Below are 16718 nucleotides of genomic sequence, written 5' to 3'. Positions count from 1 at the left end.
GCGCACGCGGTCTGACAGGGCATCACGCAGCGCCTGATCCTGTTCGATCATCCAGGTGTTGGGCGGTGGATCATCGGGGTGCGCCGGCCGCGAAACGCGCGGCGTGAGGGTGAGGCCGTCTGCAAAACCGGGCTCGTCTTTTGCGCGCTGTAACAGCTCTGCGGCGAGCCACAGAATGAAGCATCGCAGCGTGTATTCCATGCGCCGGACCTGCAGGATCAGGGTATTTTTCGCGCCCAGCATCATGTGCGAGGGGCGTCTTGCCGGGTCTTCCTCCGGCTCCAGAGCATCTTCTGCATAGCCCGCGATCCGGGCCATGAAACCCGCCAGGCGCGTGGCGATCTCCGTGAAAACGGGGCGCAGATCAACAGGTTTGGATGCGGGCTCTGACATGCGTGCCAGTATGTGGGCGCCGCGCCGGGGTGGGATTAGTTTTTGGTTTTTGTGCTGGATCCCGGATCAAGTCCGGGATGACAGCGGAGGGTTTCCCCTCTCAATCCGGCGATACCAGCCTGCGCTGGAACCTGCGGTGTGGTGAGAGAGGACAACTCGCGAACGGCCCGATCGAGGATCGCTTTATTCAACCCCGAGAAATTCGCGTTTGATCAGCTCCCAGCTTTCCTTGTCCGGTGCTGAGAGCACATTGGCAGGTTCGCCGCGGCCATTATAAGGCGTGCCGTCGAAGTGGGCATTATAGCCGCCTGCCTCGGCATGAATGAGGGTGCCGGCGAGATGGTCCCAGTACATGCCACAGAAATTGGCGGTAAAATGTGCGCTGCCCGTGGCGACCAGCCAGTAATCAAACACCGAGCAATTCAGCCCGTGAAAGGGACCGATTTTGGTGAGATTGGCGGCCACACGCGCCTTGATCGGGTCTGGAAAGAACATCAGGCAGAGCGCACCGGACATGGCTGACAGATCGGTCGGCGCGGCCGTTTTCACGCGGCGGGTTTCGCCATCGCCAAACACCTGAAAGGCGCCGGCGCCCTTACTTGCCATGAGAAAGCTGTCATTGAGCGGATCATAGAGCAGACCGCCTATCGTTTCGCCCTTTGAGGTGATCGACAGAATGGTGCCAAACAGAGGCAGGCCTTTGACAAAGTTCAGCGTGCCATCCACCGGATCAATGATGAAAGCGAGTTCAGCGTCAGCAAGCCCGTTCAGGACGGATTTGTCTTTCGCCCAGGCTTCTTCACCGAACACAAGCGCATCGGGGAAGGCCGCTTTCAGGGCCGCAGTGATGCGGATCTCAGCCTGAATATCGGCCGCCGTCACAACATCAATCGCAGACGTCTTCGTATCGACATCAGAAGCCTGAAGCCCACGGAAGCGCGGCAGGATTTCTGCCTGAGCAGCGTCTGTAAGGATATGACGGAGCTGGTCCATCCTGGTATCTGAAAAAGCCATGCTGGTTACATGCCTCATGCACCGTGTTTGTAAAGTAAGCTGCACGATATGCCGGTGAGACGGGGCGAAAAACACCCTCGAACACAACTCCCGCCTCTGGCTAAACCTGTTGGAAAATCAATTTAAAGATTGACCGCTCATTACCGTGCTGTAACGATTTATCCTGCGGGCGAGTGAGTGCCCGCTTGCAAATGTATCTCGGGGGGTAAAACCGTGAAAAAGACTTTGTTGGCGTGCGGTCTCGCACTGACCACTGCAGCCTGCGTGACGCCTTATGCGCCAGTACCTTATGATCGCGAACTTGCGGGTGTCGAAAAAATCCTGATCGTCGAACAATCCTTTCCGGAAGAAGCCGACACGCGCAAACTGGCGACAAATGGCGCGAACCTGACGTCAGCTGCATCTGCCGCCGTTCCGGTTGCCGGACTTTTCGTTGCCGCCATCGCTGCGGGTGTGGAAGCCAATATCGAAGCCAATCAGCGCGCACGTATTCGCGCCACACTCGCCGAACAGGAATTTGACGGCGAAGCGGTGTTTGACGCTGCGCTTGAAGCCGCTCTGACTGACTCCGGCTATGAGCTGGACAGTGTCTCGCTCGATCGCAAATCACCGGGTGATTTTGTCCAGCTTGTCAGCGACGCGCAGGCCGATGAGAAAACCGCCATTCTGGACGTCGCCGGTGCCGGCTATGGCTACCAGCTCGTTGGTGGCTCTACGCAATGGCGCCCTTATGCCGCCGCGCAGGTGCGTCTGAGCAATCCGCAGGACCCGGAAACCATCCATATGGACAATCGGGTCATGTATAACCCGGTCGCGCAGCCGGACGTCATTGTCACCATCGCACCAGACGAGAAATATGCCTTCAATTCGATCGATGATCTGGAAGCCAATCCGGAACTCGCACGGGAAGGTGTGACCGCCGCACTCACCGAAACAGCGCTCGCTGTTTCCCGACTGCTGCAATAATGATGCAGGCTGCTCGGATGAAACCAGGCCTCTATATCGCACTGGCGGGCGCAATGCTGCTCGCCGCATGTGCCTCATCCCCGCCGCCGCCAATGGCGGTTGTGGAGATCACGGACAAGATTTGTGATGCAGAGCCCGACCTTCTCACGCCGCAAGCGCTTGCGCCGGAGAAGCCGAAGAAACTGTCGGATGAGATCTATCAGTTCAAGAACGACACGCCGTGTTTCACAAAAGGCGGCCTGTCGACGAACTATATGGTGTTTTCGCTGCCGTCTCAGACAGAAAATCTCGCGCTGACCATTGGCGGATTGAAAGCCCAGCACCGGACGCTTGCCGCAGATATCGCCATTCTGAACGAGGAAGGTGAGATCACGCGTCGCTTTGACCGCGAAAAATACATGGACATCGGATCGGTCTTCGGTGTGCAGTTCCGGCCTCGTGATGGTGAAGCCTTCGTGCTCGTCACCACAGATCCGGAGCGGGTTGGCGAAGCGGTCGTGTCCCACGAAACCAGACTGCTACAGAGCCAGGGCTATACCGGTACGGGCGGATCCTACACCACATTTTCCGGTGCAGAGAGCCTGTCTTCACGTACGTTCTCGCATGAAGGCATGTTGCGTATCCGCGTCCAGGCGCTGAAAGGCAAAATCGGCGATCCGAACGCATAAGGCCCGCTTCGCCCTTCACAAAAGTCTCGCCCGACCACATCTAGGTCGGGCGATGACACATGAACCTGATCTGGATACATTCCGTGAGCTGACCGAGCAGGCCTGGGCGCAGCTGCCGGATGAATTTCGCCGTGCTGCCGGGCGCGTGGTGCTGCATGTGCAGGACCTTGCCGATCGTGATGTTCTGGAAGAGCTGAACATTGTAAACCCGATGAGCCTGAGCGGGCTGTATCAGGGCGTACCGCTGACCATCGACAGCGTCACCTTCCCTTACCCGGAAAGCCCCCGCATTTTTCTCTATCGCCTGCCCATCCTTGCCGAAGCACGCAGCAAGCCAGATGTGACGCTGAAAGAGCTCATCCACCATGTTCTGGTCCATGAGCTTGGCCATCATTTCGGATATTCTGATGAGGAAATGCACCGCCTGACCGATTGAGGCGGGGTGGGCCGCGTTGTTTTCCTAGAAAACGTTCTTGTCGCGCAGGGAAACCTCTTCCGGCTTTTCATCCTGGATCATGGACGCCTGAAGCTTGCGCAGACGGAGCACGTCTTCCTCGAGTTTCCAGACCTTCTGGCGCAGACGTTCATGGTCGGAAACGAGCTGGTTGGTCCGCTTGCGCATATCGTGGATCGTGCCACCGAACCGCGCGAGCATGGCATCCTGGCTGACAAACGCCGAGTCGATCTCACGGCGCACATATCCTGTATACAGAATCAGCAGGCACACCACAAAGACCACGACCACGACAGTCCAGATCATCCATTCCTCCAACCTTGGTCCTGAAACACTGGTTGAAAAAGGTTAGAGAATGATAAGAACAACCCTGAAAACTCACTCAAATTGCCCCAAAAATTAAGTATTCTTGCGTTTTCAAGGTATTAGAAATTACCTATTCTTGTTCAGCAGAAGAATTTTCGGTTAAAGCGCCATTTCAAGAAACAGCCTTGCAGCAATCTCGGCCATATCGCCCGAAAGCGAGCCCCGGAAGTGCGGCAATACTGGCAGATTATTGAGCGCTCATCTGAGCCGGTTAACAGTATGGATTGCTGGGCGGGCAAGGCGCAGAATAAGCCGTACCAATGGACTTCACGGAGTTCAGATACTGATTGAAATCACGCATGCTGGTGTCTGTGCTGGCGCTACTGGTCGCGCTGGTGCTGCGATAGCTGCTCGTAGAGCCCGAATTGGCGTTGTACTGCTCAGCGCCTGCGGCGAGCCCACCGACCACAGCAGCGAGCGTATTGCCGAGGAAATTGCCGATTTTTGATCCGGAACCGCCGCTGGAGACGGCTGGCACGGAGGCATTGAACATGGGCATCCAGACATCGCAGGCAAAATCATTGCCGCCATTCATGCAGGCCTGACCGCCATACTTCATGATCTTCTGACCGTTATTCAGCCCGAAATAGCTGTAATAATTGAAGAAAACGACCCCGGCGCAGGCATTATAGTTCTGCTGTTCGTCGCAGGCGCGGGTGTATTCATATTCGGCTCTTGAGAATTGCGCGCGGGTGAATTTCTGAGGTGCGAGCTGGCTGCCTTCGGCAACGGCATGGGCAAAATTCACGCAGGCATCGCCGACGCGCCCATTGCAGGCTTTCTCAAGCGCTTTAGCGGCGCTGGCATAGTCGCGATAAACGCCTGTCGCTCCCAGCAGGTCATAACGCCCCTGCAATTCGCAGGCATAGGCATCGCCGCCCTCCCAGCAAAGACGATAGGCGATGCGGCGGGCGTCGCTGTGACGTCCCTCACGCATGAGGGCGTTTACAAACGCCATGTCGAGCGGTGGAAGGTCGCGAAGCGCCGCTGCGGCCAGCGGATGGCCCATGGCATCGGCCTGCTCATACCAGTTGCGGGCCGACATCAGGTCGCCGTCCGGATTGAGGCCCAGCTCGTCAAACTTTCCCATGGTCAGGAAGGCCGAAGGATTGCCGAGATCAGCCGCCAGCATAAGCAGGCGATGACCGTCTGCGAAATTGGAGGCAATTCCCTCGCCGTTAAAGGCCATATTGGCCGCGATATAGGCGCCGTTTTCATCGCCTGCCCGGCCCGCCAGAACATAGGTCTGAAAGGCCTTCTGCGCATTAGCAGGCTGGCCCGGATAACCCGAGCGATAAAGCCCGGCAAGGTTCATCAGGGATGGGGTGAAATTCTGTTCGGCGGCCTGCTGCCAGAGCGAAACAGCCTTCGCATAGTCGCTCGGCACGGCTTTGCCTTCGCGATAATAGACGCCCAGATTGTTGAGCGCCTCAAGGCTGCCATACCGGATCAGGTTTTCCCAAATGGCTTTCGCCTGATCATACTGGCCCGCCGCATAGAGGCGTTTCGCATTTTCGTTCTGCGTGTAGGAAACGCTGCCCGGTTCCGACCAGCGGGCTTCAGGAACCGGGGTCACATCGAGGAATTGCGCCCGCGCGCCACCAAACAGGCCCGCCAGGCACAAGCCCAGCACAGCCACCAGAACAGACTTCAGCATCCACAGGCCTCCCACCTACCCGTCAGACATAACTGAAGTATTTTTCACCCGCTGCAGCCGAAAGTCTAGCTGCCTTTCCACTGCGTCTTGTAAAGATCGAAGCGGCGGTCTCGCAGGTTCTGTACACTGCCCTCAACACGCGCCCAGTTCAGATCCTGAAGATCAAGGTCGGTCATGATGACCGTTTCGACGTTTTCACTCGCTTCGGCAGCAATGCCGTCGCGGGCAAATGGCAGGTCGCACGGTGTGAGAATGGCCGATTGCGCATATTGTACGTCCATATTCTCCACATTCGGCAAATTGCCGACATTGCCGGAGGTGACGACATAGCACTGGTTCTCGATCGCGCGGGCCTGACAGCAATAACGCACGCGCAAATGGCCCGGACGACTGTCTGTACAATACGGCACGAAAAGAATGCGCGCGCCTTCATCAGCGAGCTTGCGGGCAAGTTCCGGGAATTCGGAGTCATAGCAGATCAGCACGCCGATCGGACCGCAATCGGTCAGAATGGTCTGGAGCTCATCGCCGCCTTTGATGCCCCACCAGCTGCGCTCATCCGGCGTTGGGTGGATCTTCTCCTGCGCATGGACGGAGCCATCACGCAGGAAGACATAGGCGACGTTCTGAATGTCGCCATCATCGGTGCGGGTCGGGTGCGAACCGCCGATAATGTTGATGTTATAGCTGATGGCGAGCTGGCGCATTTCATCAATGAAGCGCGGCGTATAGCGCGTCAGGCTTTCAATGGCCTCAACGGCAGACAGGCGCTTTTCCTCGAACGCCAGCAATTGCAGCGTAAACAGCTCCGGGAAGACGACAAAGTCACACCGATAGTCGGCAGCAACATCGACGAAATATTCGACATTGCCCATGAATTCCTCGAAATCCTTCACCATGCGCTGCTGGAACTGAACCGTGCAGATGCGCACCGAATCCGTGAGGAAGTGTTTCGGTTTTTTCTGATCAGCCTCGCCGCTATAATAAGGATTGCGCCACACCATATGCGTCGCAAAACCGCCGGATGGCGTATCATCCGGAGCATAACCTCGCAGAATGCCAATGCATTCAAAGCCCTGTTTGAGATGGAAGCTCACGGTTGGATCCGTGATCTTCTTCTCTTCAACGGCTGTCACATAATCGACGGGATCAGGGTATTTGCGCTTGCGACGCGACCAGCCCGGCAGACGCCCGCCGAACACAATGCCCTTGATGTCCTTGGTTTCACACAGGCTCTGACGGGCATCATAGAGGCGCTGACCGATGCGCAGACGACGCCGATCCGGATCGACGCAAACCTCCATGCCGTAAAGCCACTGGCCTTTCGGGCTGTGACGTGCGCCATAGCCGCCGCCCGTGATGGAATCCCAGGTATGCGGCCCCATGCAGAGACGCTCTGAAATCCGGAAGCTTGCGGCATAACCGACAATCTCGCCGTCATACTCAACCACGAACTGGCCACTCGGGAATTTCGTGATCTGTCCCTGGATCATACCAGGCGTGTATGGCGGCTCATCCTTGTAGATGCGGCCTGTCAGGGCAACGATACCAGGGATATCCGCAAGCTCTGCATTGCGGACGGTGACGGACGATTTACGGCGTTCTTGAGACATGAAATGTCAACTGCCCTTGTCTGTGTTAGGTTTCAAGCAAAACATGAAACAGATGATTTTTGTTCGTCTGTGCCAGGCAAAGCTACGTCAGTTCACCGGATTGGGACTGTTTTCTTAGCCAAAAGCGAAAGATAAGTCACTTTCATGCGATAGCGAGAAATCTCATACTTGTGCATGATAAAATATTGACCGATCAGAGCGGTTGAACATGTGCAGGCTGATTTGATACTGTACAAATAAAACCGGGCAAAGACATACTGGGTCGGAACCCGTGGGAGGCACACATTTGTCGAAACTTATTTTTCCCGCGCTGACCGTTTTACTGCTGGCTGCGGCCTGTGGCCCCGGCAAGAAACCGGAAGAGCCACCAACGCCAGCCGCCAGCGAGACGCCGCCTGAAACGCCGGCAGATACAGCACCGCCAGAGCGTGAGACCGCGGAGACCAGCGAGCCAGATACGCCAGAGACGGACGTGGCTGTCCTGCCACCGACAGACCTGCTGACGACGCAGGATGAAAGCTGGTATTTCGGCGATGGCTGGTCAGGCGAGTATCCCGATGGCTTCTCGATTGAGGGCGAAAATGTCGTCCTGATGGGGCGCGCCAATTCCGATCTGTCTCTGGCCGCGGAGATCTCCTGCCCGCTCGACCAGAATGTCACCATTCACCAATGGAATGAAGCACGGGCCGCTGACGACGAGCTGAACTTCGTCATCATGAACAAGATCGCCAAGCGAAACGTGATCGCCGAAGGCTCGCTCGAAGCCTTCACACCCGGCGAGGCAAGTGACGTCATTGAACTGGCGCTGGCGCCAGGCGATCAGGTTGAAATTTTGCGCTACCTTTCTGAAGGGTATGGCATTATTCGGGTTGAGGGCCATGTGTACGAGGTCGGACTGCAAGATCTGGTCGACATGATCGATGGAGATCCAGTACCGGAAGACAGATACCAATGGGTTCAGGTGACATGCGATGACGAGGCTGCAAGCCGAGCATGGCTCCTCTACTCAGAGGCTATGAACACACCCGGCGTCATACAGACGCCGATTGAAGATTTCGGGTCCGCTACGGATCTCGGACAATAGAAAGTTACGACTACATAGATGAGCTATATTCTTCTCCATAATCCATCCTGCTCAACGTCCCGCAATGGACTGGACCTGCTCGACAATGCAGGGGTTGAAGTCGACCTGCGCAAATACATGAATGCATCTGAAGCTCTGAGCGAAGACGAGCTTCGAGACATTGCAAAGAAAATGGGCGTCTCCTCACCGCGCGAATTCCTGCGCGAAAAGGATGCCAAGAAATTCGAACTCCCGGACACGGCCAGCGACGATGAAGTCTTTGCAGCCATGGCGGAAAACCCACGCCTCATTCAGCGCCCGATCGGCATCAATGGCGACAAGGCCGTGCTCGGTCGCCCGATCGAAAACCTGCTGGACATTCGCTAGCAGCAGACCCGCCGGCAGCCCTCAACCGTTCCAAAGGAGCCTTTCTTGATCAGAGTGCTCAAATGGTTAGGGCTGGCGATCCTTCTCGTCATTGTTGGCGGTGTTGCGGGCTGCTCAACCTTTCTGCTTCCGCGCGTGAATGAAACGCCGGAAACCAGCCCTGCAAAACCGGACCTGCTGGCGCCAATCGGCGGCATGGCAGAGGTCACAACGCCAGAGGCATGGCGCGAGATTCGCGCCCCCTTCTGGCGCAATATGCTGCTGAGCCAGGTCTATGGCAGTCGCCCAGCTGACATTCGCGCCAGCACCGTGTCCCGCAAGGTGATTGATCCGGAATTTCTGGACGGCAAGGCCAGCCTGATCGGCGTTCAGCTATCGCTCGCCATCGGCGCAGAGACCTATCGTCAGGATGTCCATTTCGTCGTCCCGAATACAAAAGGGCCGCATCCCGTTATTCTGGGCGCGGGCTCTTGCCCGAATGACGTTACCCTGCCCTTTGACGGCGTCGAGCGCCCGGAGGACCTCGCCTATCCCGGTTATTGCGATCATGACGGCTTTGGCATGTCGATCGCGACCTTTATCTTCGGTCGGTATATCGAGACCCCACCGCTGGAAGCGCTGATTGATCATGGCTTTGCCTTTGGCGCGTATTATCCCGGAATGATCGTGCCGGATGCCTCTGAGGCCGGGCTGGAGGCGCTGGCGGAGCTACCAAAGACCGATATGGATCACGGCCCCTATGGCGCGATCGGCATCTGGGCCTGGGTGGCCAGCCGGATCACAGATTATGTCGAAACAGATCACGGGCTCGACGAAACACGCGTCATTCTGTTCGGCCATTCACGCTCTGCCAAAGTGTCTCTTCTGGCAGGCGCGCTGGACCCGCGCATTGCGGGCGTAATCGCCCACCAGTCCGGAACGGGCGGTGCTTCTGTCCAGAAAAACGGTGTCGGGGAAAGCATAGAAGAGATCACCGAAACCTATCCGCACTGGTTTAGCCCAAGCTATGCCTTATACGCCGAACGCGCAGACGATCTGCCATTTGATCAGCATGCGCTGGTCGCTCTGATGGCGCCGCGTCTCCTGCTGCTTGGCAATTCTGCGCGGGATAAATGGTCTGATCCGAAAGGAGCGTTCACCGCGGCCAAAGCCGCCGGAGCGGTCTATGCACTGCTCGGCAGCGAGACGTTTGACGCAAGAGATCTGGGAGATTTCGATCCAGATGCGGACCTCGCCTTTCAGTTTCGCGAGGGCACGCATGGGATCACGCCGGAAGACTGGACGCCCTTCCTGGCATGGCTGGACGCTCATTTCTCAGAATGAGCGCCCAATCATTGTGATGCCTAGAAGCTGGCTTTCACACCAAAGCGAAGATTACGCCCCGGCGCAGGCAGCGTGTCTTTCAGCACCGATGTCGAATAGCGAACGTCTTCATCGGTCAGGTTGCGCAGATCTGCAAAGATCTCAACGCCCTGCGCGCCCGGGAAGATGGTCGCCGCGTCGAGTGCGCCACGCAGCCCGAACAGCGCATAGCCATCGGTTTCCAGCGAGCCGACGCCCGGATCATTCTGTTCGCCCGCGAGTGTGGTGTTGAGCGACAGATTATAAGCGCCCCAGTCCGCCTTGAGCTCACCATTGAAGGTCAGCGGTGGCAGGTAAGGCACGTTTTCTCCGTTTGAAAGCTCGGCTTCCACATATTCAAGGCTGCCATTCACGCTCCATTGCGCGCCTGCGATGGCCGCATCAAAGCGATGCTCGCCGTAAATCTCGAAGCCGACAAACTCGGCATCTTCCTGACGGAAGAGATAGACCGGCGTTTCATCAATCTCATCAACCAGAACGCCGTCCTGCAGCGTTTCACCCGGCGTCAGGTAAATGAAGTCGCTGAAATCGGTATAGAAGACGCTTGCGCCGACTTCCGTAGACGCGCTTTCCCAACGAAGCGTTGCTTCCAGATTGGTCGCTTTTTCGACGTCCAGTCCGAGATCGCCGACCTCATACTGATCGGTTGCGAGGTGAAGCCCGTCTGCAAACAGCTCGCTCTGGTTTGGTGCACGTTCGGAATATGTGGCCTGCAGGCCCGCGAACCAGCCGCTTGTCCAGTGTTTGTGGACGCCGAGCGATCCGCTCAGCATGTCAAAGCCACGGCTGCCAAAGCGGTCATTCTGATAGTCGACCGTCTCAAGGCGGAGGCCACCCTCAACGCCGAAGCCATCATCCCATTCGCGGGTTTCATAGAGGAACACGCCATAGCTGGTGGTGTCTGTCGGTGCGATGAACGCCTCTTCGCCGAATGCCGCAAAGCTGATGTCGGAGAACTGAACGCCAAGCGCGCCATCGAAACCGCCAAGTGTATGATCAAGCTCAAGACGGCCTTCAACGCCATCGGTTTCATAGCGTGTCCCCGGTTCGCCCGGCGCTTCAAACTCGGTATGCTCATAATCGGAATAGGACAGCGCGCCTTCGAGCTTCGTCACAACGCCGCCGTCGAACAGCAAACCGCCCTTCAGGTCGATACGCGTCTGTTTCAGATCGATAAACGGATCTTCATGCGCGTGTTCCTCGCCCTCTTCATGATCATGTTCGTCCTCATCGTGATCGTGGTCGTCATGATCTTCTTCTTCCTCATGATCATGCTCGTCGCCATGATCATGGCTGTGACCGGGAAGACCGTATTCGGACGTGGTCTGGCGAACAGAAACACCGAAGAATGCGTCCTCGCCAATCCAGCTCAGCCCTGCGCCGAGCGTCTGTGTTTCAAGGTATGAGTTTTCGAGCACATCGCGTGCGTGCTCTTCATCACCCTCATGGTCATGTTCGTCTTCGTCGTGATCGTGATCATCTTCGTCATGATCATGGTCGTGATCTTCAGCCTCTTCGAGTGCGCGGAAACCAGCCGATTCCGCGAAGCCGGGAATGTCATAGTCGGATGCATCGCGCATGGAGCCGGTCAGTGTCAGAACGAAAGGCCCTTTGACAAAACGGGTCCGGCCGGAAAGTTCGGCGCCATCATTCACCGTGGTGCCGGCCGCCATCAGATCCGCGCTCACCCCTTCTTCCGGCAGGCTGTCGACGATGAGACCATCCAGCACATTCACCACGCCGCCAATCGCCTGACCACCATAGGCCAGCGCAGCAGGTCCGCGCAGGATCTCAACGGCTTCGGCATCAATGCCATCACCTGTCGACTGGTGATCGGGAGAGGCCGCCGAGACATCAACAGCGCCAAGACCATTGGTCAGAACAAGGACGCGCTCTGCCCCGAGGCCACGCAGAACGGGACGACTGGCGCCTGCACCAAAGTAAGTGGTCGAAACGCCGGGCTGACGATCCAGCGTGTCCCCCAGGGTTCCGGACAGATCTGCAATAAGGTCATCGCGATCCATCACCGAGACGTGAGAGATCATCTCACCGGCAGACCGCTCCGGCCCCGGTGTCGAAACAATGATCGTCTCTTCGCGTAACTCCTGCTCGCTCGCCTGCGCAAAGGCGGCCCCGGCGGCGAAGGGAATGGCGGCGCTGATCAGCAAAATTCGTTTCATGAAGCCCTCTATGTAATATTATTACGTCACTATATCGCGACATCAGAGGGTTCAAGAAAAAATTGGAAGAATTTTTCGAATGCAAAAAAAGCCGCCTGTTGGCGGCTTTCCAGATCAATGATGATGTCCTGACGAGCACTCAGACCTGCGCCTAGTGCATTTCACCCGGCATATGGATGGTCGGTCCAACCACGGCTGCGGTTTCGACGAGTAAAGCGAGCGCCTTCTCATCGAGGCCGCCTTTCTCGACGACGGCCACCGCGCCCTGATGGGCCGCAGCCGATCGAAGAGAATGCGTGATATGGCCGGTATGGATCAGCACGCCGCAGTTTCGGAACCGCGCGCGCACTTCCTTGATCCGGGTTTCGCTGAGACCACTCAGCGGGAGATAGCGGTCAAGGACCACCACGTCGAAGGCCTCAGGATCGAATTGCAAAAGCTCATCAATCGACTCAAACCGTTCAAGACTTGCGACCGGGAGATTGGACCGCTCGAGCATGTGCTTGAGCATGGTGTAATCCCAGTCATTGTCTTCAACGATTGCGATCCGATGGCCTGCCTGATCATTCTGGACCGGCGAAAAACCATGAATGTCTGAAGCCGCAAAGCCGTAGACTTTTTCTTTCAGTTTGGAAGCCATTCTGCACCTTCCTTGGGTCGCGCCATCAGCCCTGAACATGTTAACGCTGCAAATAGGTAAATTTACGTTGGTTAACACACGGTTAATGGTAAACATTCATTCATTTATCACCCAATGTGCACTATGCTTTACGGTAAGCATTCGATCATGAAATCTACTTAATAATCCGAATATACCGCTGCTTTACTTGGCTCTTTTATTTTTTCTATTCTCGATTGTGAATTCAGGAATTTTTCCAGATTTCGCGTTTTTCTGGTCTATCTGGTCCAATTTTCACTTTGCAAACAACGTGCGCGCGCCCGAACTGGTTCCGATTCGCTGCAAATTTCTTCAGAATTGCACGCGCCTGCGAGACGCGAATTTAAACTCCCCCATGCAGACTCTTCATCCGTGGAGTAGAGTTGATGCCTGTGATCTCATCTTTTGCCTGGACATCTGGACTGACAGCCGCGCTGCTTTTCATGATCTTCGGCTGGCCACTTGCCAATGCTTTGTCAGCCATGCGTGGAGTCTTCCAAAGCTTCCATATGAAGGTCCTGCTGGTTGCCGGCCTCAGCGCTGCCAGCGCACCGTTTGCCGAGATGCACGCCCCGATCCTTCAGGATATGGTCAGCCAGATCGAAAGCGGCATTTACGAGCTACCCGACTATCTCGACCGCTTGTCAGAACGCTTCTCCTGACGCATACCCTCACCTTGCGAAAACTTCGGGAGGGTTTGAGATGAAATCATTCGCTGGCAATTATTTTGAGGATTTCACGCTTGGCCGTGTGCTCAAACACGCCACACCTTTAACCGTCACGGAAGCTGATCTCGCGATTTACCGCTCGCTGACCGGTTCGCGCTATGCGCTGTATTCAGCCGCGCCGTTTGCAGAAGCCGCAGGCTTTGAGCGTCAGCCGATTGATCCCCTGATCGTCTTCCACATCGTGTTTGGCAAAACCGTTCCCGACATTTCGCTGAATGCGGTTGCCAATCTTGGTTATGCCGACGGCAAATTCCTCGCACCGGTTTTCCCAGGCGACACGCTCTACGCGACGTCTGAAGTGATCGGTCACAAGGAAAACTCCAGCGGCCGGACTGGCGTTGTCTATGTGCGCACCACAGGCACGAACCAGCATGGCGAAACGGTCTTGTCCTATGTACGCTGGGTGATGGTCCATAAGCAGGACCCGCTGAGCGACGCGCCGGAAACCGTCATTCCCGATCTGCCGGACGTTGTTGACCCGGCCAGCCTGTCCGCCCATGCAGACTATGCCTCTTATGATGGCGAACTCGCCGGTTCGACCGACTTCTATGAAGACTATGACATTGGCGAGAAAATTGACCATGTCGACGGCATGACGATTGAGGAAGCCGAGCACCAGACAGCGACACGTCTGTATCAGAACACAGCGAAGGTTCACTTCAACCAGCATGTTCAGGCCGAGACGCGCAACAAACGCCGTCTGATCTATGGCGGTGTGGTGATCTCAACCGCGCGCAGCCTGGCTTTCAACGGTCTGGCCAATGCCGCCCAGATGATTGCCATCAATGGCGGGACACACTGTAACCCGCTTTTCGCAGGCGACACGATTTATGCCTGGTCAGAAGTGCTGGACAAGGCAGAGCTGTCCGAAAAGACAGGCGCGCTGCGTCTGCGTCTGATCGCAACAAAAGATCTGCCTTGCGAGGAGTACCCGTATAAGGGCACAGATGGAAAATATCTTCCAAACGTCCTGCTCGACTTTGATTACTGGGCAGCGATTCCGAAAGCACGGTAATTCATGATTGGTTCCGCAGAACCCCTGATCGCCATCGCGATCATCGTATCCGCCATTGTCAGCCTGATCGGTACCGGCGCAAGACGCCAGGCCGTTCAGGAGGGACGTGCGCGTGCGGGGGATCTGTGTGAACTGACCGGCATTCTGGAACCGCGGGCCTTGCAGGATGTGTTCGGCCCGCCAACCCTGAACGGGATTTATCAGGTCACAATGGCTCAGGTGAAAGCGGCGCGTCAGCCGCTTGGCCTGCTGATCAGTGAAGACAAGCTCGATCTGCTCTGCATCGCCATCGCGATCATCGCCTGGTTTGTGCGATATGACCTGCTTGATCTGCTGCTGATGATCGCCGCAGCCTATCAGACGGCTGGCTGGTTTGTGTCGACAAAACTGCCAAAAAGCGCCGCGAAATAATTTTTCTTCAATCCTTTCCAGAATAAACTCGGATATTAACCCTCTGAAACTGAACAAGTTTAATTTTCGCTCTAGATTAAATTCGATACACGCTGAAATTGTCGAAGGATTTTGTTAGCGCGAATTCGGAAATAATTTACCTCCCCTGCGACAAACTGTCCCCCAGTAAAGGGAACATGATCTGGGGACCCTAAAATGTTCGGGAAATCAAAGAATAACAATACTGTAACCGATGCGGGACGGATGGAAGCGCTCGACAGGTCTCAGGCGATTATCGAATTCCACCCTGATGGTACGATCCGCAACGCCAATCAGAACTTTCTCGACACCGTCGGTTATTCTCTGGAGGAAATCCGCGGAAAACATCACTCGATTTTTGTCGCGCCAAATGAGCGGAACTCAGATGCCTACAAGGCTTTCTGGGCCGAATTGCGCGCCGGTCAGTTCAAAAGTGCCGAGTTTCGCCGGTTCGGCAAAGATGGGCGCGAGGTCTGGATCCAGGCGTCCTACAATCCGATCAAGAACGAAGCCGGTGATGTGATCGCCGTGATGAAGATTGCCAGCGATACCACGCAGGCAAAACTCGCATCGGCTGAGAATGCTGGCCAGATTGACGCGCTGTATCGCTCTCAGGCTGTCATTCACTTCACGCCGAATGGCCGGATTCTCGATGCAAACGAGAACTTCCTGGAGACGACAGGCTATTCGCTGGATGAGATCCAGGGACGTCATCACTCCATGTTCGTCGCCAAGGAAGAAAAAGGCCCGGAATATGATGCGTTCTGGAAAGCGCTGCAAAACGGCGAATACCAGGCGGCCCAATATCGCCGGATCGGCAAGAACGGACGCGAATTCTATATCAACGCGACCTATAATCCGATCTTCGACATGGACGGCAAAGTCTTCAAAGTCGTCAAATTCGCGACGGATGAAACCGGCCGGATGAAGCGCAACGAGACCATGAAGGCGATTGATGCCGACATTGCGCGCATTCAGACCGCCATTACAAAAGTTGTCGCCGAAGCTGAGAAGTCAGCTGAAGCCTCCAAGAACACCAATTCGAGCGTTGAGCAGGTGGCAACGGGCAGCGTCCAGCTGGCCGCCTCGGTTGCCGAGATATCGGAACAGATCAGCAAGGCGGGAACAATCTCCAGCGATGCCGTCACGCGCGCACATGTGGCAAGCACGAATATTGAAAGCCTGTCTCAGGCTGCTGAACAGATCACCAATATCGTCAATCTGATCTCCAGCATTGCCGAGCAAACAAACCTGCTCGCGCTCAATGCGACAATTGAGGCGGCGCGCGCCGGTGAAGCCGGCAAGGGATTTGCCGTTGTGGCAAGCGAAGTGAAGCAGCTGGCGACCCAGTCTGCCCGTGCGACGGAAGAAATCACGAGCCAGATTCAGGCCATTCTGTCGGCTGTCACCGACTCCAAAACGGCGATTTCCGAGATCGAGTATGTCGTCAACGAGGTCAACAAGATCTCGACATCCGTGGCCGGAGCCGTTGAAGAGCAATCCGCCGTGACGCAGGATATTTCCCGCAGCATGCGCAATGCCAGCCAGATGGTGGCAGAAGTGAGCTCGGGCTTTGATCGGATTGCAAAATCGACAGATGATGTGCGCCAGTCCACCGAAAAGATGAAAATTCTGTCCAGTTCAATCGCGTCCTGACGCTGAATTCATTCACAAAAAATGAAGTGATCGGAGCAAAATCCAACCTCCGATCAAAACGAGATCGTAAGACCTGATGGTTAAGCTAGCTGACAGAATAATTAAGCCT

At 56.0% G+C, this 16718-nt stretch carries 17 protein-coding genes; 10 read left to right on the top strand and 7 right to left on the bottom strand.

What is annotated here, in order from left to right; genetic code table 11:
- The coding region (locus ACFQDM_RS13260) for a hypothetical protein (RefSeq protein WP_377379807.1) at window positions 1-393 on the bottom strand (393 nt) is incomplete at its 3' end.
- A gap of 183 nt (window positions 394-576) precedes the next feature.
- Window positions 577-1407, bottom strand: coding sequence for an inositol monophosphatase family protein (locus ACFQDM_RS13255; protein ID WP_377379805.1), 831 nt, complete (start codon window positions 1405-1407; stop codon window positions 577-579).
- Between the two features lie 213 nt (window positions 1408-1620).
- Here ACFQDM_RS13255 and ACFQDM_RS13250 point away from each other — a divergent pair, with 213 nt between their 5' ends.
- Genes ACFQDM_RS13250 through ACFQDM_RS13240 form a run of 3 tightly spaced genes read left to right on the top strand, consistent with a single transcriptional unit; the run spans window position 1621 to window position 3477 of the window.
- The gene (locus ACFQDM_RS13250; RefSeq protein ID WP_377379803.1) at window positions 1621-2373 is read left to right on the top strand and encodes a hypothetical protein; all 753 of its coding nucleotides are present in this window, start codon (window positions 1621-1623) and stop codon (window positions 2371-2373) included.
- Window positions 2373-3041, top strand: coding sequence for a hypothetical protein (locus ACFQDM_RS13245; RefSeq protein ID WP_377379801.1), 669 nt, complete (start codon window positions 2373-2375; stop codon window positions 3039-3041). The genes ACFQDM_RS13250 and ACFQDM_RS13245 overlap by 1 nt, the downstream gene beginning before the upstream one ends.
- A gap of 52 nt (window positions 3042-3093) precedes the next feature.
- Window positions 3094-3477 carry a metallopeptidase family protein gene (locus ACFQDM_RS13240; RefSeq protein ID WP_377379799.1) on the top strand — a complete coding sequence of 128 codons (384 nt, stop codon included), beginning with the start codon at window positions 3094-3096 and terminating at the stop codon, window positions 3475-3477.
- Between the two features lie 24 nt (window positions 3478-3501).
- Here the strand turns inward: ACFQDM_RS13240 and ACFQDM_RS13235 are convergent, their stop codons facing one another.
- The 3 genes from ACFQDM_RS13235 to ACFQDM_RS13225 all read right to left on the bottom strand — a co-directional run bounded on the left by ACFQDM_RS13235 (window position 3502) and on the right by ACFQDM_RS13225 (window position 7131).
- Entirely contained in the window at window positions 3502-3801 is a 300-nt protein-coding gene (locus ACFQDM_RS13235) for a hypothetical protein (RefSeq protein WP_377379797.1), read from the bottom strand.
- Between the two features lie 271 nt (window positions 3802-4072).
- Complete coding sequence (locus ACFQDM_RS13230; RefSeq protein WP_377379795.1) at window positions 4073-5518, bottom strand: tetratricopeptide repeat protein; 1446 nt, start codon at window positions 5516-5518, stop codon at window positions 4073-4075.
- 65 nt (window positions 5519-5583) lie between these two features.
- Window positions 5584-7131, bottom strand: coding sequence for a GNAT family N-acetyltransferase (locus ACFQDM_RS13225; protein WP_377379793.1), 1548 nt, complete (start codon window positions 7129-7131; stop codon window positions 5584-5586).
- A 286-nt stretch (window positions 7132-7417) separates the two neighbouring features.
- Between ACFQDM_RS13225 and ACFQDM_RS13220 the strand changes: the two genes are divergently transcribed.
- Genes ACFQDM_RS13220 through ACFQDM_RS13210 form a run of 3 tightly spaced genes read left to right on the top strand, consistent with a single transcriptional unit; the run spans window position 7418 to window position 9904 of the window.
- Window positions 7418-8215 carry a hypothetical protein gene (locus tag ACFQDM_RS13220; RefSeq protein WP_377379791.1) on the top strand — a complete coding sequence of 266 codons (798 nt, stop codon included), beginning with the start codon at window positions 7418-7420 and terminating at the stop codon, window positions 8213-8215.
- A gap of 18 nt (window positions 8216-8233) precedes the next feature.
- Window positions 8234-8581 carry an ArsC/Spx/MgsR family protein gene (locus ACFQDM_RS13215; protein ID WP_377379789.1) on the top strand — a complete coding sequence of 116 codons (348 nt, stop codon included), beginning with the start codon at window positions 8234-8236 and terminating at the stop codon, window positions 8579-8581.
- 54 nt (window positions 8582-8635) lie between these two features.
- On the top strand, window positions 8636-9904 hold the full coding sequence (locus ACFQDM_RS13210; protein WP_377379821.1) for a glucuronyl esterase domain-containing protein: 1269 nt from the start codon (window positions 8636-8638) through the stop codon (window positions 9902-9904).
- Window positions 9905-9924: 20 nt separating this feature from the next.
- On the opposite strand, the gene ACFQDM_RS13205 is transcribed toward ACFQDM_RS13210, so the two are convergent.
- Entirely contained in the window at window positions 9925-12123 is a 2199-nt protein-coding gene (locus tag ACFQDM_RS13205; protein WP_377379787.1) for a TonB-dependent receptor domain-containing protein, read from the bottom strand.
- Window positions 12124-12274: 151 nt separating this feature from the next.
- A complete protein-coding gene (locus tag ACFQDM_RS13200; RefSeq protein WP_377379785.1) occupies window positions 12275-12763 on the bottom strand; it encodes a response regulator in 489 nt (162 codons plus the stop codon).
- A 404-nt stretch (window positions 12764-13167) separates the two neighbouring features.
- On the opposite strand from ACFQDM_RS13200, the gene ACFQDM_RS13195 reads away from it, so the two are divergent.
- The 4 genes from ACFQDM_RS13195 to ACFQDM_RS13180 all read left to right on the top strand — a co-directional run bounded on the left by ACFQDM_RS13195 (window position 13168) and on the right by ACFQDM_RS13180 (window position 16609).
- A complete protein-coding gene (locus ACFQDM_RS13195) occupies window positions 13168-13443 on the top strand; it encodes a hypothetical protein (RefSeq protein ID WP_377379783.1) in 276 nt (91 codons plus the stop codon).
- Between the two features lie 40 nt (window positions 13444-13483).
- Entirely contained in the window at window positions 13484-14524 is a 1041-nt protein-coding gene (locus tag ACFQDM_RS13190; protein WP_377379781.1) for a MaoC family dehydratase, read from the top strand.
- Between the two features lie 3 nt (window positions 14525-14527).
- Window positions 14528-14935, top strand: a complete 408-nt coding sequence (locus tag ACFQDM_RS13185) for a hypothetical protein (RefSeq protein WP_377379779.1) — start codon at window positions 14528-14530, stop codon at window positions 14933-14935.
- A 195-nt stretch (window positions 14936-15130) separates the two neighbouring features.
- A complete protein-coding gene (locus ACFQDM_RS13180) occupies window positions 15131-16609 on the top strand; it encodes a methyl-accepting chemotaxis protein (RefSeq protein WP_377379778.1) in 1479 nt (492 codons plus the stop codon).
- Window positions 16610-16718 lie beyond the last annotated feature (109 nt).

The organism is Ponticaulis profundi, assembly GCF_042659465.1.
GTDB classification, from domain to species: Bacteria; Pseudomonadota; Alphaproteobacteria; order Caulobacterales; family Hyphomonadaceae; genus Ponticaulis; species Ponticaulis profundi.
The sequence above is the reverse complement of the archived record's forward strand: the minus strand, read 5'-3'. Positions and strand labels throughout refer to the sequence as shown.

Coding starts and splice junctions, on each gene's coding strand:
- ACFQDM_RS13205 (WP_377379787.1), bottom strand. CDS start 12,123: ATGAAACGAATTTTGCTGATCAGCGCCGCCATTCCCTTCGCCGCCGGG.
- ACFQDM_RS13225 (WP_377379793.1), bottom strand. CDS start 7,131: ATGTCTCAAGAACGCCGTAAATCGTCCGTCACCGTCCGCAATGCAGAG.
- ACFQDM_RS13185 (WP_377379779.1), top strand. CDS start 14,528: ATGATTGGTTCCGCAGAACCCCTGATCGCCATCGCGATCATCGTATCC.
- ACFQDM_RS13200 (WP_377379785.1), bottom strand. CDS start 12,763: ATGGCTTCCAAACTGAAAGAAAAAGTCTACGGCTTTGCGGCTTCAGAC.
- ACFQDM_RS13255 (WP_377379805.1), bottom strand. CDS start 1,407: ATGGCTTTTTCAGATACCAGGATGGACCAGCTCCGTCATATCCTTACA.
- ACFQDM_RS13190 (WP_377379781.1), top strand. CDS start 13,484: ATGAAATCATTCGCTGGCAATTATTTTGAGGATTTCACGCTTGGCCGT.
- ACFQDM_RS13230 (WP_377379795.1), bottom strand. CDS start 5,518: ATGCTGAAGTCTGTTCTGGTGGCTGTGCTGGGCTTGTGCCTGGCGGGC.
- ACFQDM_RS13180 (WP_377379778.1), top strand. CDS start 15,131: ATGTTCGGGAAATCAAAGAATAACAATACTGTAACCGATGCGGGACGG.
- ACFQDM_RS13235 (WP_377379797.1), bottom strand. CDS start 3,801: ATGATCTGGACTGTCGTGGTCGTGGTCTTTGTGGTGTGCCTGCTGATT.
- ACFQDM_RS13240 (WP_377379799.1), top strand. CDS start 3,094: ATGACACATGAACCTGATCTGGATACATTCCGTGAGCTGACCGAGCAG.
- ACFQDM_RS13215 (WP_377379789.1), top strand. CDS start 8,234: ATGAGCTATATTCTTCTCCATAATCCATCCTGCTCAACGTCCCGCAAT.
- ACFQDM_RS13195 (WP_377379783.1), top strand. CDS start 13,168: ATGCCTGTGATCTCATCTTTTGCCTGGACATCTGGACTGACAGCCGCG.
- ACFQDM_RS13245 (WP_377379801.1), top strand. CDS start 2,373: ATGATGCAGGCTGCTCGGATGAAACCAGGCCTCTATATCGCACTGGCG.